Source organism: Marinobacter sp. LV10R510-11A (genome assembly GCF_900215155.1).
GTDB lineage: Bacteria > Pseudomonadota > Gammaproteobacteria > Pseudomonadales > Oleiphilaceae > Marinobacter.
The window spans coordinates 3,191,222-3,206,911 of the sequence record NZ_LT907980.1 but is presented as its reverse complement, the minus strand read 5'-3'; the positions used below and the strand labels follow the sequence as shown (position 1 = coordinate 3,206,911).

General features: G+C 53.2%; 12 protein-coding genes. 2 read left to right on the top strand and 10 right to left on the bottom strand.

What is annotated here, in order from left to right:
* The 5 genes from mnmG to CPH80_RS15335 all read right to left on the bottom strand — a co-directional run bounded on the left by mnmG (position 1) and on the right by CPH80_RS15335 (position 8,362).
* The gene (mnmG, locus tag CPH80_RS15355) at positions 1 to 1,887 is read right to left on the bottom strand and encodes a tRNA uridine-5-carboxymethylaminomethyl(34) synthesis enzyme MnmG (protein WP_096279146.1); all 1,887 of its coding nucleotides are present in this window, start codon (positions 1,885 to 1,887) and stop codon (positions 1 to 3) included.
* 361 nt (positions 1,888 to 2,248) lie between these two features.
* The gene (locus CPH80_RS15350) at positions 2,249 to 3,526 is read right to left on the bottom strand and encodes an MFS transporter (protein WP_096279144.1); all 1,278 of its coding nucleotides are present in this window, start codon (positions 3,524 to 3,526) and stop codon (positions 2,249 to 2,251) included.
* A 38-nt stretch (positions 3,527 to 3,564) separates the two neighbouring features.
* On the bottom strand, positions 3,565 to 6,678 hold the full coding sequence (locus CPH80_RS15345) for an efflux RND transporter permease subunit (protein WP_096279142.1): 3,114 nt from the start codon (positions 6,676 to 6,678) through the stop codon (positions 3,565 to 3,567).
* 3 nt (positions 6,679 to 6,681) lie between these two features.
* Positions 6,682 to 7,776, bottom strand: a complete 1,095-nt coding sequence (locus tag CPH80_RS15340) for an efflux RND transporter periplasmic adaptor subunit (RefSeq protein WP_096279140.1) — start codon at positions 7,774 to 7,776, stop codon at positions 6,682 to 6,684.
* A gap of 37 nt (positions 7,777 to 7,813) precedes the next feature.
* Positions 7,814 to 8,362, bottom strand: a complete 549-nt coding sequence (locus CPH80_RS15335) for a DUF3833 domain-containing protein (RefSeq protein ID WP_264754844.1) — start codon at positions 8,360 to 8,362, stop codon at positions 7,814 to 7,816.
* 290 nt (positions 8,363 to 8,652) lie between these two features.
* Here CPH80_RS15335 and CPH80_RS15330 point away from each other — a divergent pair, with 290 nt between their 5' ends.
* Positions 8,653 to 10,473, top strand: coding sequence for an acyl-CoA dehydrogenase C-terminal domain-containing protein (locus tag CPH80_RS15330; RefSeq protein WP_096279138.1), 1,821 nt, complete (start codon positions 8,653 to 8,655; stop codon positions 10,471 to 10,473).
* Positions 10,474 to 10,540: 67 nt separating this feature from the next.
* Here the strand turns inward: CPH80_RS15330 and CPH80_RS15325 are convergent, their stop codons facing one another.
* From CPH80_RS15325 to CPH80_RS22640, 3 genes are all read right to left on the bottom strand, one after another.
* Complete coding sequence (locus CPH80_RS15325; RefSeq protein WP_096279136.1) at positions 10,541 to 11,287, bottom strand: substrate-binding periplasmic protein; 747 nt, start codon at positions 11,285 to 11,287, stop codon at positions 10,541 to 10,543.
* Between the two features lie 201 nt (positions 11,288 to 11,488).
* Entirely contained in the window at positions 11,489 to 11,764 is a 276-nt protein-coding gene (locus CPH80_RS15320; RefSeq protein WP_227520202.1) for a DUF2959 family protein, read from the bottom strand.
* Positions 11,730 to 11,879 carry a DUF2959 domain-containing protein gene (locus tag CPH80_RS22640; protein ID WP_227520201.1) on the bottom strand — a complete coding sequence of 50 codons (150 nt, stop codon included), beginning with the start codon at positions 11,877 to 11,879 and terminating at the stop codon, positions 11,730 to 11,732. The genes CPH80_RS15320 and CPH80_RS22640 overlap by 35 nt, the downstream gene beginning before the upstream one ends.
* A 79-nt stretch (positions 11,880 to 11,958) precedes the next feature.
* On the opposite strand from CPH80_RS22640, the gene CPH80_RS15315 reads away from it, so the two are divergent.
* Entirely contained in the window at positions 11,959 to 12,417 is a 459-nt protein-coding gene (locus CPH80_RS15315; protein WP_227520200.1) for a YchJ family protein, read from the top strand.
* A gap of 44 nt (positions 12,418 to 12,461) precedes the next feature.
* On the opposite strand, the gene mnmE is transcribed toward CPH80_RS15315, so the two are convergent.
* A complete protein-coding gene (gene mnmE / locus CPH80_RS15310; protein WP_096279132.1) occupies positions 12,462 to 13,868 on the bottom strand; it encodes a tRNA uridine-5-carboxymethylaminomethyl(34) synthesis GTPase MnmE in 1,407 nt (468 codons plus the stop codon).
* A gap of 93 nt (positions 13,869 to 13,961) precedes the next feature.
* Complete coding sequence (gene yidC, locus CPH80_RS15305) at positions 13,962 to 15,689, bottom strand: membrane protein insertase YidC (RefSeq protein ID WP_096279130.1); 1,728 nt, start codon at positions 15,687 to 15,689, stop codon at positions 13,962 to 13,964.
* Position 15,690 lies beyond the last annotated feature (1 nt).

The following is a 15,690-nucleotide window of genomic DNA, read 5'->3' as shown; positions in this document are numbered from 1 at the left end:
TCAGGCGCTCTGTTTGCGCAGAAGATCGCGCTTTTTCAACTTCACCAAAATCTGCGAGATCGCCGCCGGCGTAACACCCTGAATTCGCGATGCTTGGGCAACCGTCTCGGGGCGCACCTCTTTCAGTTTTTGTCTGATTTCGTTGGACAGGCCGCCAATTACATCGTAATCCAGATCTATGGGCAGCGCGGTGTTCTCATTCCGGCGCATGCGCTCAATTTCATCGCTCTGGCGCGAAATGTAGCCTTCGTACTTGATTTCAATCTCGACCTGCTGCGCCACAACAGGATCATCCGCTTGGGCGGCACCTATTTCAGCAATATTGCTATACACAACTTCCGGGCGACGAAGCAGCTCCGCCAAGGTGTGATCCCGGGTCATAGGCTGCTTGAGAAAACCGTTGGCACGATCGCCCGCTTCCGTTGAAGGGTGAATACGGGTGGATTCCAAACGGCTGCGCTCTGAGGTGATCGCCTCAAACTTATTGCTAAACTTTTCCCAGCGCTGGTCATCTACCAAGCCCAGCTTGCGGCCGGTCTCTGTCAATCGCAGGTCGGCGTTGTCTTCACGCAGAATAAGACGGTACTCCGCTCGGCTGGTAAACATGCGGTAAGGCTCGCTGGTGCCCATGGTGATCAGGTCGTCCACCAATACTCCAAGATAGGCTTCATCCCGGCGCGGGTACCATTCGCTCTTATCCTGTGAGCGCAGGGCAGCGTTAATGCCCGCCAGCAAACCTTGGGCAGCGGCTTCTTCATAACCGGTAGTGCCGTTGATCTGGCCAGCAAAATAAAGACCCTGAATAAACTTGGTTTCTAGGGTGTGGCGCAGATCCTGCGGGTTCAGGTAGTCGTATTCGATGGCATAGCCGGGCCGGGTAATATGAGCATTCTCAAACCCGGGAATCGTGCGCACCGCCGCAAGCTGGATATCAAACGGCAAACTGGTGGAAATGCCATTCGGATAAAGCTCATGGGTGGTCAGGCCTTCGGGCTCCACAAATATCTGGTGGGAATCCTTGTCGGCAAAACGACTGACCTTATCTTCGATAGACGGACAATAGCGCGGCCCAATGCCTTCAATTTTACCGGCAAACATGGGCGAACGGTCAAAACCACTGCGGATAATATCGTGGGTTTGCTCAGTGGTGCGGGTTATGTAACAACAAACCTGCTCTGGGTGTTGATCCCGGCTGCCTACAAAAGACATGACCGGCGCGGGATTGTCGCCCCACTGTTCCTGCATCACCGAGAAATCGACACTGCGGGCATCAATACGCGGCGGTGTGCCGGTTTTCAGCCGGCCTACGTTAAAAGGCAGTTCCCGTAAACGCTGAGCCAACGCATTGGCAGGCGCATCGCCGGCTCGGCCGCCAGAATGCTGCTGCATACCAATATGGATAACGCCACCAAGGAAGGTACCAGTGGTCAGTACCACGGTTTTGGCGTTAAACCGGATGCCGGTTTGAGACACCACACCGGTAACCTGATCGTTTTCTACAATCAGATCGTCCGCAGCCTGCTGAAACAGAGTGAGGTTGGGCTGATTTTCGAGGGTGTGGCGTATAGCTGCCTTGTACAGAACCCGGTCAGCCTGGGCACGGGTCGCCCGCACTGCTGGGCCTTTCCGGCTATTGAGTACACGAAACTGAATGCCAGCCAAGTCTGTTGCATGCGCCATGGCACCGCCAAGGGCGTCGATTTCCTTCACCAAATGGCTCTTGCCAATGCCCCCGATGGCCGGGTTACAGGACATCTGGCCCAACGTTTCGATGTTGTGGGTCAGCAGTAAGGTTTGTGAGCCCATACGCGCCGCCGCCAATGCGGCTTCGGTACCAGCATGGCCGCCACCAATGACAATGACATCGAAACGGGTTGGAAAATCCACAGTTCACCTCGGAATTCGGGGGATAAAAACAGGGCGGGGAGTATAACGTTTCGCTCGCAAAATTGCAGTCAGAATGTGCAAATTTTAACCAGAAACGGTTACGAATAGAAACACGTGGGCAACATGGACCGGGGAAAACCCGTCCTCCCCATTGTTTTTCGCATTATTGAAAACCGAAATCACCGGGTTTTCATGGGCTTGCCCGGCTCTTCTCACAAAAGTTTTCAATAAAGTTATCCACATAAAAGAGCCCTCATTAGGAGCCCTTTATTGATACTTAACTTATTGTTTAAATTCAATTTTAAAAAAACCACTCAGAGCTTATGCGCAGCTTATGCAACTAATTATCCACAGATTCGGACTAGGCTCTCCACCTTAGGCGCCACGCGGCTATCAGCAAAAGCCCGTTGATCACAGACAGCAGTAGGAAGAACCCAGGAATACTCACTTCGAGAACCCCGAGCACAATAATTCCTGTAAGTGCACTTACCACCATAAACAAAGCATTGATCACATTCAGTGCAGCAATGATTCGAGCCCGTTTAAGCTGTGGGGTTTCATGCTGAATAAAGGCGTAAAGTGGAACAATAAACAAGCCTCCACACACGCCTATACCCACCAGATCGAGCAACACGCGGATATAAGCTGGATCTGTAACCAGCGTCCACCAAGTGGATGGCTCCGGGCTTGCCGGCACCGCGAAAAACAAATCCACGCCAAACAGGCTCAGGCCAAGGGCTCCCCAAGGCACGGGCGCCAGGGTGATGCGGTGCCGGGTAAGGCGCTCGCACATCATCGATCCGATGGAGATGCCTACAATAAACATGGAAAGCAGCAGGGTGACCACGGTTTCATCACCCTGCAAATTACTGTTAGCAAAGTTGGGAAACTGGGTGAGATAGGCGGCACCAAGAAACCAGAACCAGGAAATGGCCAGAATCGCCCACAGCACCGGCTTGCGTTCAGCAGCCACACCCATCAGGTGCCAGGTTTCACGAATCGGTCGGAAGCGCACTGCCAGACCGGTATCGGCTGTGCCGGTTTCTGGTACCTGCCGCGCCGCCAGATAGCCCAGAACCGCCATCACAAGCACGCCTACCGCCGTAAGCTTTGCTGCCGCCGCAAGGCCCATTAGCAAGCCTGCTGCGATGGTGCCGAGCAGAATAGCCACAAAAGTGCCCACACTGACCAAGCCGTTGCCACCCACCAACTCATCATCGCCAAGCACCTGCGGCAGAATGGCGTACTTTACCGGGCCGAAGAAGGTGGACTGGGTGCCCATCAAAAACAGCAGCACCAGCAAGCCTTCATACCAGCCAAACCAAAGCGCCAAGGAGGCAAAGGTCATAATCCCGATCTCGGCCAGTTTTACCTTGCGGATAATCGCGGCTTTCTCATAGCGGTCGGCCATCTGCCCGGCAATGCCCGAAAACAGGAAAAACGGCAGAATAAACAGAAAGGCGGCCAGATTGATCACCGTGTTCACCGAAAGCCCGAACAGGCCGCTAGTCTGGTAGGCAATCAGTAACAGAAGCGCGTTTTTGTAGAGATTGTCATTGAACGCCCCGGAAAACTGGGTGAGATAAAACGGCAAAAAACGCCGCTGCCCCAGTAAACGGAACTGACTGTGCTTGGCCATGAAAACATCCGGGTTGCTGAGTTACGCCAGATCTTTCATTAATCTGACGAGCTGGCCTGGGGCAACGACGCCTGGCGTTCCAGCTCATGTTCAATCGCGTTGGCCGATTTGGCAAATCCGGCAAGCAGATTGTAAAGCACCGGGATGATAAACAGCGTAAGTGTGGTCGCAAAAATCAGCCCGCCCAAGATCACCATACCGATGGCCGCCCTGCTCTCGGCGCCCGCACCCGTGGCGATTACTAAGGGCACCGCACCAAAGATCGTGGAGATAGTGGTCATCAGCACGGGCCGGAAACGCAAGGACGCGCCTTCTAGAATAGCGTCTTTTACTGCGTAGCCTTCATCTCGAAGCTGGTTGGCGAACTCCACAATTAATATGCCGTTTTTCGACATAAGCCCAAGCAACATAATAATTCCGATCTGGCTATATATGTTCAGGCTGATGCCACTCCACCATAGCGCCAGCAACGCACCGGTTACGGCTAGCGGCACCGGGAGCATGATAATCAACGGGTGAATCCAGCTTTCAAACTGGGCCGCCAACACTAGGAACACGATAATAAACGCCAGCCCGAAGGTGACGTAAATCGCCGAAGAGGATTCCTGAAATTCCCGGCTCAACCCTTGATAACTTAGCCGTGCCTCTGGCGGCAGTGTGTCTACCGCAAGGGTGTTCAGGTAGGTGAGTGCCGAGCCAAGATCGTAACCATCCGCAAGAGACCCACTTATTACCACGGCAGGCAGGCGGTCGATACGGCGAAGATCGGGGTTTGCCCCTTTTTCCGTTATCGACACCAATGCCTGTAAAGGAATCAGGTTGCCGCCTTCTCTTGGGCGCAGGAAAATCTGGCCAAGGTCGGATGGCGTGGCACGGCTGGCATCATCCGCCTGCATGATCACGTCATATTCTCGGCCACGTTCCAGATAGGTGGTTACCTTGCGAGACGCAAGCATGGTTTGCAGGGTAAGGCCGACATCCCGAATGGTAATGTCCAAATCCGCAGCACGCTCACGATCAATGGCAATACTGAGTTCCGGCCGGGTGAGCTCGAAGTCTGTTTGCAGGTTCAGCAAATTGGGGTTCTCTTTCGCTCGCTCTACTAGTTCGTCACTCCAGGCCTGCACGGATTCATAATCCGGCCCGGCGACCACGAACTCAACTGGCTGACTGAACCCGCGTTGGCCTAAGCCTGGGGGATTTATCGCGACCAGGCGAATACCTGAAATAGTGTTAAAGCTGTCGCGAATTTCCTTGGTAACCTGCTGCTGTTTGATCTCTCGCTCTTCCCAGGGGGCCAGCCCCATAATGATGAACGCACTGTCTTCTCTGCCCCGAAAGCCAACAATCGACAACATCCGGCTGGCGATTCCATCCTCCAAATAGGGCAGCAGTTTCTGTTCTGCCTGCTTAACATAGTGATCGGTGTATTCGGCGGTGGCTCCTTTGGGAGCACTGGCGGGCATGATAATAACGCCCCTGTCCTCGGTAGGCGCCAGCTCCTGGGGCAGTTCCGGGTATATCACGGCAGCAATAACCAACCCGACCAACCCAGTACCCAGCACCAGGCCCGCCTGATTCAGGGAGAATCGCAGCAAGCGTTCATAACCGCTGGTGAGGCCGTTCAAAACTTTCTCGCTGGCCGCCCAAAAGCGATGCCCCTCTGTGCCTTGAGGGCTGGGCCTGAGCCACTTTGAGCAAAGCATGGGTGCCAGGGTAAGCGCCACCAGGCTGGACACCACAACCGCGGCCGCCAGAGTGAAGCCAAATTCCGCGAACAACCGACCTATATTGCCGCCCATAAACGAAATGGGCACAAACACTGCTACCAGTGTCAGGGTGGTCGCAATCACCGCAAAAGCGACTTGCCTTGCACCACGGTATGCCGCCAGCAATGGGGGTTCACCTTTATCGATGCGACGCTGGATGTTTTCCAGCATCACGATGGCATCATCCACCACCAGTCCGATGGCGAGTATCACTGCCAGTAGAGTGAGCACGTTGATGGAAAAGCCCAGAAAACCGAGGCCGATAAACGCACCGATCACCGCCACCGGAATGGTCACGGCGGGAATCAGGGTGGCACGCCAGGAACGCAGAAACAGGAATATAACCAGAATAACCAGCGAGACCGCGATCGCCAGAGTTATCATCACCTCGCGAATGGAAGCCCGAATGAAGATAGATTCGTCGTAGCTTTCGGTAATCGTTATTTCCGGAGGCAAGGTTTCCCGGATTTTCTCCAGCTCGGCCCGGACGGCATCCGATACCGCAACGGTATTGGCTTTGGACTGGCGTATAATCCCCAAGCCAATCGCAGTTTGGCCGTTGGCCCGCAAACGGCCAATATCGGATTCCACGCCCATGCGCACATCGGCAACCTCTCCCAGGCGCAGCAACTGGTTGCCATCGCGACGGACCACCAATTCGCGGAATTCTTCAACGGTTGTCAGGCGGCCTTTTGCCCGTACCGTAAAGTTGCGGGTGGACGAATCTACCGAACCGGCTGGCAACTCCACATTATTGGCCTGCAATGCCGCCTCTACTTCGGAAACGGTGATATCCCGGGCGGCCAGGCGCTCTCGATCGAGCCACACTCGAATGGCGTAGCGGCGCTCGCCACCAATTCGCACATCGGCAACCCCATCCACGACCGCTAACCGATCGGATAAAACGCGATCGGCGTAGTCGCTTAGCTGGGCGGAGTCCCAGATATCGCTGCGCAGGGTCACCCACATCATTGGGCGAGCATCGGAATCCGCCTTGCTCACCACGGGGGGATCGGCTTCATCCGGCAGCTCATTGCTAACTCGCGAAATCGCATCGCGCACATCGTTTGCGGCAATGTCGACATTTCGGGTGGCCGAAAATTCAATACTGGTATAAGACCCGCCCTGTCGGGTGGACGATTGGATAGAACGAATGCCTTCTATACCACTGATGGCTCCTTCGATGATCTGCGTTATCTGGGTATCCACTACTTCGGCGGCAGCACCCGTGTAATCGGTTGAGATGGAAACCACAGGCGGGTCGATATCTGGGTATTCGCGCACCGGAAGGCCGAATAGAGCGGCCAGACCAAACACCACGATCAGCAAGCTGAGAACCGTGGCAAAGACCGGGCGTTTGATGGAAATATCAGAGAGAACCACCGCTTATGACTCCAGAGCGCTGGTAAAACGGTTGTCCGGGATCGCGTTTTCATCATCGATCACCCGGACCCGTTCCCCACTACTAAGTCGATCCTGGCCAGTTACCACCACATGGTCTTCTGCCGTCAGCCCGCGAGCAATCTCTACGCGACCCGGCATGCGCGAACCAAGAACAACTGAGACGCGCCGGGCAACACCGTCTTCGGCGACAAATACATACTGCTCATCGCCACGAACCATAACCGCCTGCTCTGGCACCACCAGAGCCTGACGCTCGCGCAATGTCAGGCTGACGGACATGAACTGCCCGGGGCGCAATCTACCCTCGGCATTATCAATCAGGGCACGGACCGGCAATGAGCGACTGAGTTCGTCAATGCGGGTGCCTAGCTCAACCAATTCACCATTGAACACTTGCTCCGGATAGGCAGGCGAGCCTCCTTCCACCCTTTGGCCTGGGTTAATCTGGCCAAGAAAGCGCTCGGGAATGGAAAAATTCAGTTCCATGCGAGATGTGGAGTCCAGCGTCGTTATGGTTGTTCCTGCAGTGATGTAGGCCCCGATACTAATGTTGCTCAGGCCCGCAACGCCAGAAAACGGCGCTTCAATACGGTGATTTTCTAGCCGGACTTGAGCGGCTGTGCGCTGGGCTTCAGACACTTCCACAGCGGTTCGCAATTCATCGACTAGAGACTGGGAAATGCTGTTTTTATCCCGCAGGCTGCTAGCCCGTTCGAACTGGCGCTTAGCATCGGCAAGTTGCGCTTCAATCACGCCAAGATCTGCTCTGGCCTGCCTATCATCAAGCCGCAAAAGCAAGTCACCCTGCTTTACCTGGCGTCCGGATTTCAGGTTAAAATCCACAACCCGGCCACTGGTTTCAGTGGTCAATTCAACGGCATTCACGGCATTTAAACTGCCAACGGCCCTGACCTGATCACGCACGGTATCGGTTACGGGCAGCACGGTATTTACCACGCTTGGCGGCCGTTCAGCGGTATCTTTATCCTGCGACGGGTCGTTCAGGCTGCGATAAGCCACTGCACCACCCACTGCTAATACGACCAGCAATAAACCGATCAGCCATTGTTTCCACATAGACAATTCCATCAGACAGACCGGCCGCCGCCGGGCGTTATTTTCTCTGTATCACAAGAACAAGTTCACCAACATCAACTCCCCATTTACTCATGGTGGTCTGGTTGATGAGAGTGTCGGGTGTCACAAGATACATCCAGTCGTCCATTCGTACATCCAAGGTCCCATCGCCATAGGCGATCTGGAGAACATAATTCATATGAATGGTGTTACCGCTCCAGCGCAACATTCCCGGCTCAGCCACGTCACCCGCATCGGCGTGGTAACTGTCGGCAGTATCTGATGGCGTCAACGTCCAAACACGGGTTTGCACTTCACCATCATCAAAGCGGAACTCTTCATCTAGAGTGCCCACTCCTGCGCTGTCCCAGGACGCAGAAATATCCGCATCAAAGGTGCGGATAACCTCTCCGGAAAAGCCCTTGACCACGCCACGGGCGGTAAGTTCACCGTTGAAAAACTGCTCCGGGATCAGTTTGGGGCCGCGCTCTGCATAGTCGGTTAGTGCTGGCCCGGAACAGCCACTCAGCAGCGCTAAAGCGGCTATCAGCAAGAGTATAAAGCTCCGACCGGCTTTGGGAATCATAGAACACAGGTTTTGCATGTTTTTTACACTATCCATAGGGGTTCTCCACAGGGCCTCATTATTCTTAGGCGCCACCAAAATTCGCAGTTCTGTCCTATTACGTGAATACGCCGGAAGACGATTATTCGATCAGCGGTTGGTGTCGCCATATCCTACTGACTGTCTTTGCTGACACTGCTATAAGCGCTTTTCGTCAATGGAACCCGGGGCAGAATGCCGTAAAACAGCAGGCAACTTGGCGGTGAATCGTTCCCGCATACAGATTTTTGAACAGATACAGAGGATTGATTATGCCGGTCTACAAGGCGCCCTTGCGTGATATGAAGTTTCTGATTAACGACGTGTTTGATTACCCAAAACACTACGCCTCACTGAAAAGCGGCGAAAACGCCACACCCGATATCGTGGATGCCATCCTTAACGAATGCGCAAAGTTCTGCGAAGAGCAATTGAGCCCGCTTTTTCAGCCAGGTGATGAAGAAGGCTGCACCCTGAAAGACGGCGTCGTCATCACGCCAAAAGGTTTTAAGGAAGCTTACGACAAATTTGTAATGGGTGGATGGCAGGGTCTGTCAGCACCCGAAGAGTACGGCGGCCAAGGCCTCCCAGCCTCCATGGGCATGTTCAAACAAGAAATGGTGGGCACCGCCAACTGGTCGTTTTCCATGTACCCGGGTCTGTCCATCGGCGCCATGAATACCATTCAACTGCATGGTTCTGATGAGCTAAAAGACACGTATCTCGCACCCATGACGGAAGGCCGCTGGGCCGGTACCATGTGCCTAACTGAGCCCCAGTGCGGCACCGATCTGGGCCAAGTAAAGACCAAAGCTGAACCACAGGCCGATGGCAGTTATAAAGTAACTGGCACCAAAATTTTTATCTCCTCCGGTGACCACGACCTAACCGAGAACATTATTCACATTGTGCTGGCTCGCCTACCGGATGCGCCCAAAGGCACCCGCGGTATCAGCCTGTTTATTGTGCCTAAAGTACAGCACGACAAAGACGGCAACTTAGGTGAAGCCAACGGGGTCACCTGTGGCAGCCTGGAAAAGAAAATGGGCATCAAGGCCTCCGCAACCTGCGTGATGAACTTTGATGCAGCCACGGGTTATCTGATTGGCGAACAGAACAAAGGCTTAGAGTGCATGTTCACCTTCATGAACACAGCACGGATTGGTACCGCTATTCAGGGTGTCGGGCCAGCTGAGTTGTCCTATCAATGGGCTTTAAACTACGCAAAGGAACGCCGTTCCATGCGCGCCCTCTCTGGCAAAAAAGAGCCGGAAGAAGTAGCAGACAGCCTGATTCACCACGCCGATGTACGTCGCATGCTGCTGACCCAAAAAGCCATCGCGGAAGGTGGTCGAGCCATGCTCTATGACGCCGGCCGTTTAGCCGACCACATGGTAGAAGCCCATGAAGCAGGGGACCAAAAAAAAGCAGATAAGTACGACGACAAGCTCGGCTTCCTGACCCCCATCCTCAAGGGGTTCCTTACCGAACTGGGGTGTGAGGCAGCTAACCTTGGCATGCAGGTTTTTGGTGGCCACGGTTATATTCGTGAACACGGTATGGAGCAAATTGCCCGCGACACACGCATTGCCACGCTTTATGAAGGCACCACAGGTATTCAGGCGCTGGATCTGCTTGGCCGCAAAGTACTGTTAACCACCAAAGGTGGCGCGGTTCGTGATTTTACGGCCAGGGTCGCCAACTTTGCCCGCAAACAGCTAACCGACAGCCGTTTACGCCCATTTGCATTGGAACTGCTGAAACTAATCGGCCAATGGAACCTGCTTACTGTGCGCATCATGCTTGCCGCGCGCAAAGATCGGGACTTAGTCAGCTCCGCTTCGTACGATTTCCTGATGTACAGCGGTTACGTGACCATGGCGTATATGTGGGCACGCCAAGCAGCGGTAGCGGCGGATCGGCTGGATAACGGGGGCGATGAATCAGAAGCGTTCTATAAAGCCAAGCTGGCCACTGCGGAATTCTACTACGAGCGGCTGTTGCCCCGGGCACAGACCCATGCCAGCACTATGCTTAGCCCCAGTAAAAACCTAATGCAACTACATGCAGATGACATGGCCTTCACCGGGTAAAGATATCCGGTGATTTTTTATCCCGGGTAGAAACTACCCGGGATTTTTTTAACCGCTCTCTCAGCAATTAAAGACCATATTTGGTCCCGATTGCACCAAAGGTTCCATTATCCTTGGTGGCTTGAAGAGCCTTGTTAAGGCCTTCAATAACCTCATCGGGGGTATCGAGGCTCATGGCCAAATACAAATCAACATCGTTGAACGAAAACACCGGAATCAAACCTTCAACATCCTGCTGAGAGGCAAGGTATGGCCCTCCAAGGCGTTCCGCAATCCATAGATCAATTTGGCCCAATGCCAAGCGCTTCGGATTGAGATCATCACTTTCGATCACAGACATCTCATAACCACGTTTTAACAGGTACTCGCTCCTAACATCGTTGCGATAGCCCCCTATGGTTTTGCCTCTTGCATCCTCAAGCGCGTCCATCGTAATCGTGCTTCCCTGCGCGGCAAAAATCGTCCACAGGTTCTGTGCCAGAGGCCCAACCCACTTGAACATGGGCGCCCGCTCCTCCGTATAGGTGGTGCAAAAGATACCGTGATTGGCTTTTTTTAGGGCACGGTTATAGCCGTAATTCCAATTGCGCAGCTTCATTCTGTAGTCGTAGCCTGACTGATCCAGAACCGCTTTCGCTCTTTCCGTACAAATACCGTCAATCTTGTCTGCACTGTGTTCAAACGCACGCCCATTAGTACTCATATTGTAAGGCGGGAAATTTTCGGTATAGATATACAACCGATCAGCCGCAAAAATCTGAGATGCATTGAATAATGTCAGCAACATCAAGACGGACAACGAAATTAAACGCATGGGAAGGGCTCCTTGAAAAGGCGTTCCGGGGCAAATTGCTTCGAAAATTTAAAAAAATGTTAAATTGAAGTGTAGCTCAAGCCCAATGCAGTTTTAGTATAAAGGTGTGTCGTTATGTAAAAGCAAAATTTTGAAAAATGAGGGATAAATAAACTCGCCACGCCAGGTTAAAACCCGGCGCAAACTTGGCTTTTACCGAAGTTAAACAGCCCCCTCACGGAACCTTTGTATAAAGGCTTCGGATTCTGCAATGGATGCTTCCATATCGCGAACCAGGCTATCCACATCTTGGCGAATCTGTCCCAGTTCGTTTTCTAGGGCGCCAATCGCTTGAGCGTTAAGGTTGTGCTTCAGGAACAGAACCGGATCCATGCGTGTCTCTACCTGATGCATGCGAGCAATCAGGCTGTTATAAAGTTCACGGGTTTCATCAAGCCTTTGCTTACTGGTTTTCCTCAGTGACGCGCTTTTCAACACCGAGCTTTTCCATGGCGTTGTAATACACGGTGCTACAGCCACTGAATACCAGCAATAGGCAGAACAAACCGGTTAGCCGGGTGACAACAGAAACGGTGCTGGGTTGTGTGGACATGGTTTGAATCAATCCTTTTGTGTCTGAGTGCGGTTGTTATACTGCAAGCTTCAACCCCTGACGCAAACACCACCTATCGATGCCTGAGCAAACTACTATCCCATACTGCCCCTGTGGCAGCCAGAGCAGTTACACGGATTGCTGCCAACGCTACCATGCCGGCGAAAAAGCCCCCACGCCCGAAGCGCTGATGCGTTCGCGCTTCACTGCGTTTGTGCTGAAGCTGGAGGATTACCTGTGCGCCAGCTGGCACACCAGCACCCGGCCAACAGTGTTGAATATGGACGACTCACCAAACTGGGTTTCTCTTCGAATACTTGGTAGCAAAGAAACTGGCGACACCGGTCAGGTGCACTTTCAGGCTATTTATCGGCTTGATTCCGGGTGGGGTTATCTGCAGGAAAACTCAGATTTTGTGCGCGAAGACGGCCGCTGGTATTACTTGCAGGGCCAACCCCACCAGGGCGTCCTGAAACCCGGGCGCAATGAACACTGCCCCTGTGGCAGTGGTAAGAAATTCAAGGCCTGTTGCCTGTGAGGAAGCATGTGACCAAGCTAGTGGTATTCATGATGATTAGGGATTCACTTCCCGATACAGAAGGATCCGAAGATCTTGCCCAATAATTCATCCGGAGTGATCTGCCCCGTAATTTCTCCTAGCGCATCCTGCGCAGCCCGCAGATCTTCAGCGAGCAGTTCCCCGGCGCCATAACCTTCTAACTGGGCCTGACCTTGCAGCATAAAATCCCGGGCGCGTTCCAACGCATCCAGGTGCCGGCGGCGAGCCAGAAAGCCGCCTTCGGTGGTGCTGGCAAAGCCCATGCACTGCTTCAGATGATTTCTCAGAACATCGAGCCCATCAGTGGATTTCGCCGCGAGGCGCATCACCGGCGCGTGCTCTGCGGGTAACTCTGAAAGACCCACTATTTCTCCGCTCAGATCAACTTTGTTACGAATCACCGTAACCGGGGCTGACGCAGGCAACTGATCAATGAAATCTGGCCAGATTTCATTGGGCGTGGTTTTATCTGTGGTGGTGGCATCCACCATAAGCAGGATGCGATCGGCGTGGCGAATTTCGTCCCAGGCTCGGGCAATACCAATTTGTTCCACTTCGTCGGCACTGTCACGCAGGCCTGCGGTGTCGATAATATGCAGAGGCATACCATCGATGTGGATATGTTCCCGCAGGACATCCCGGGTCGTACCTTCAATGGCGGTCACTATGGCCGCTTCTCTCCCAGCAAGCGCATTGAGGAGGCTGGATTTACCAGCATTAGGACGGCCGGCAATCACAACCTTCATACCATCCCGTAGGATGGTGCCCTGCTGAGCTTCACCTAGTATGCCCTGAAGGTGTTCCAACAAGGCCTGTAGATCGGTGGCGACTTTGCCGTCGGCGAGGAAATCGATTTCCTCTTCCGGAAAATCAATAGCCGCTTCCACATAAATACGTAGATGGGTTACAGATACCACTAGCGCCTCAATACGCCGTGAAAACACGCCCTGCATGGATCGAACCGCACAGCGTGCGGCCTGTTCCGAGCTGCTTTCAATAAGATCGGCAATGGCTTCGGCCTGAGCCAAGTCGAGCTTATCGTTGAGAAAGGCCCGCTCTGAGAACTCACCGGGGCGTGCCAAGCGCGCTCCAAGACGACAGACTTCCCGTAGCAGTAAATCCAGAATGACCGTGCCGCCGTGGCCCTGTAGCTCAAAAACATCTTCACCTGTAAAAGAATTGGGGTTGGGAAAAAAAAGCCCAATTCCTTCATCAATGAGCTCTTTGTGCTGATCTAAAAAGGCGCCGTAATGGGCGTATCGAGGCTTTGGTGCATACCCCAGCATTGCAGCAGCAATTATCTTCGCCAGCGGGCCGGATACCCGAACAATGCCCACCCCAGCCTGGCCTGGAGCTGTGGCTATGGCCGCGATGGTTTCGGGAGTGTGGGGGGTTTGAGGAGCGTCGAGAGTTCCGGGGCGCTGGTTCATCACATGTGCCTCTTACACAACAGTTTTTTGCATTCCTTAAATAGTAAAGGCCCCATTAAGGAGCCTTTACCAAATACCTAACCGGCCACTGGGTCAGTGTTTTCTAGTGGCCATTTCTGCTTCGATCTTACGGGTAATGTACCACTGCTGGCTAATCGACAGAATGTTGTTTACCAACCAGTACAGTACCAGACCGGCCGGGAACCAGAGGAAGAAGATGGTGAATACCACTGGCATCAGCTTCATTATTTTAGCTTGCATCGGATCTGGCGGAGTCGGGTTCAGGCTCATCTGCAGCATCATGCTGGCACCCATAAGGATCGGCAGAATAAAGTAAGGATCCATTACTGAAAGGTCGTGTATCCATAGCATGAAGGGCGCATGGCGCAGCTGAACACTCTCGAACAGTACCCAGTATAGGGAGATGAACACGGGCATCTGAACCAGAATAGGCAAGCAACCACCTAGCGGATTAATCTTCTCTTTCTTGTACAGAGCCATCATCTCTTGGGACATGCGTTGGCGATCATCGCCGTACAACTCTTTCAACCTGGCCAGCTGCGGAGCAACGGCTCGCATGCGCCCCATGGAGCGGTAGCTGGTGGCGGAAAGCTTAAAGAACAGGCCTTTAACTAGCACCGTCAGCAAAATAATGGATACACCCCAGTTGCCCACTATGCTGTGGAACCATTCCAGAACGATGAACAATGGCAGCGAAATAAAGAACAGCCAGCCGAAATCTACGGTGCGGTCGAGGTTTGGCGCAACGCCCTCAAGACGATCGATAATCTTTGGACCTACATAGGCACGAGCACCAATTTCTATGGTTTCTCCAGGCGCTACGGTTGTTGCCGGGTAAACAAAACCCATCACATGCAACAGGCCGCGACGAGTCGTCTGGAACTGCGCGGGTTGGTCTCGGTCTGGTACCCAGGCTGCAAGGAAGTAGTGCTGCAGAAACGCCATCCAGCCATTGGTTACAGTCTGGTTGATACGTGTTTCTTCCAGATCACCAAAATCAAATTTTTCATAAGGATCTTCGGGGGAGCTGGTTACCAGGCCAAGGAAAGCCTTGATACCCATACTTGGCCCGGACGTGGGATCCGGTGCCTGATCGCGAACGATCTTACCCGTAAAGTTGGCCTGCCAGTTATTGCTGGAACGGTTGTCGATTAGGTAGCGAACGCCGATTTCATAACTGTCACGGGTAAACTGGTAGCGCTTAGTAATGCGAACACCGTTTTCCATGGTGTGCGTCAGATCAACCGCCAGTTCGTTGTTGCCTTTTGTCAATTCGTAGTTGGTAGCGTCTGTATCGTAAACCGGTGCTTCACCATTCTTGGCGCTATCAGGGCCGTTCTTACCAATCAGCCCGCTTTCCAGAACATAAAACCGATCCTCTGTATTATTCAGAACGCTCAGTGATTCTTTGCTATTCAATGACTTGTCGTAATCAATCAGCGAACCTTTGACCAAATTGCCGCTTACTCGATCAATAACGAGATCCAAGACATCGGTGCGAACCGTGATGTATTGGTTGTTCACACTGACATTCGAGTTCGCCGGGGTGGATACTATTTGGCCACTTTCGGGAGTTGTAAATTCTTCGTCTGCTCCGGTATTGGCGGCGGTTCCTTGCGAGGTTTCGCCTGGAAGCACCATGGCATCAGAACCAACAGAACTGTTATCTGACTGTACGCGCGTAGACTCTACTACCTGCTCAGTAGGAACGGGTTGGTGATAATCATCATTCCAAGCAAGCACCATCAAATAACTGACAATAGCCAGGCCGGCAAATAATACGATGCGTTGAATATCCATA

What these genes read in the sequence shown, in the direction of transcription:
- CPH80_RS15350 (WP_096279144.1), bottom strand. Translation starts at nt 3,526, where the DNA reads ATGGCCAAGCACAGTCAGTTCCGTTTACTGGGGCAGCGGCGTTTTTTG.
- CPH80_RS15340 (WP_096279140.1), bottom strand. Translation starts at nt 7,776, where the DNA reads ATGTGGAAACAATGGCTGATCGGTTTATTGCTGGTCGTATTAGCAGTG.
- CPH80_RS15335 (WP_264754844.1), bottom strand. Translation starts at nt 8,362, where the DNA reads ATGATTCCCAAAGCCGGTCGGAGCTTTATACTCTTGCTGATAGCCGCT.
- CPH80_RS15330 (WP_096279138.1), top strand. Translation starts at nt 8,653, where the DNA reads ATGCCGGTCTACAAGGCGCCCTTGCGTGATATGAAGTTTCTGATTAAC.
- CPH80_RS15325 (WP_096279136.1), bottom strand. Translation starts at nt 11,287, where the DNA reads ATGCGTTTAATTTCGTTGTCCGTCTTGATGTTGCTGACATTATTCAAT.
- CPH80_RS22640 (WP_227520201.1), bottom strand. Translation starts at nt 11,879, where the DNA reads ATGTCCACACAACCCAGCACCGTTTCTGTTGTCACCCGGCTAACCGGT.
- CPH80_RS15315 (WP_227520200.1), top strand. Translation starts at nt 11,959, where the DNA reads ATGCCTGAGCAAACTACTATCCCATACTGCCCCTGTGGCAGCCAGAGC.
- mnmE (WP_096279132.1), bottom strand. Translation starts at nt 13,868, where the DNA reads ATGAACCAGCGCCCCGGAACTCTCGACGCTCCTCAAACCCCCCACACT.
- yidC (WP_096279130.1), bottom strand. Translation starts at nt 15,689, where the DNA reads ATGGATATTCAACGCATCGTATTATTTGCCGGCCTGGCTATTGTCAGT.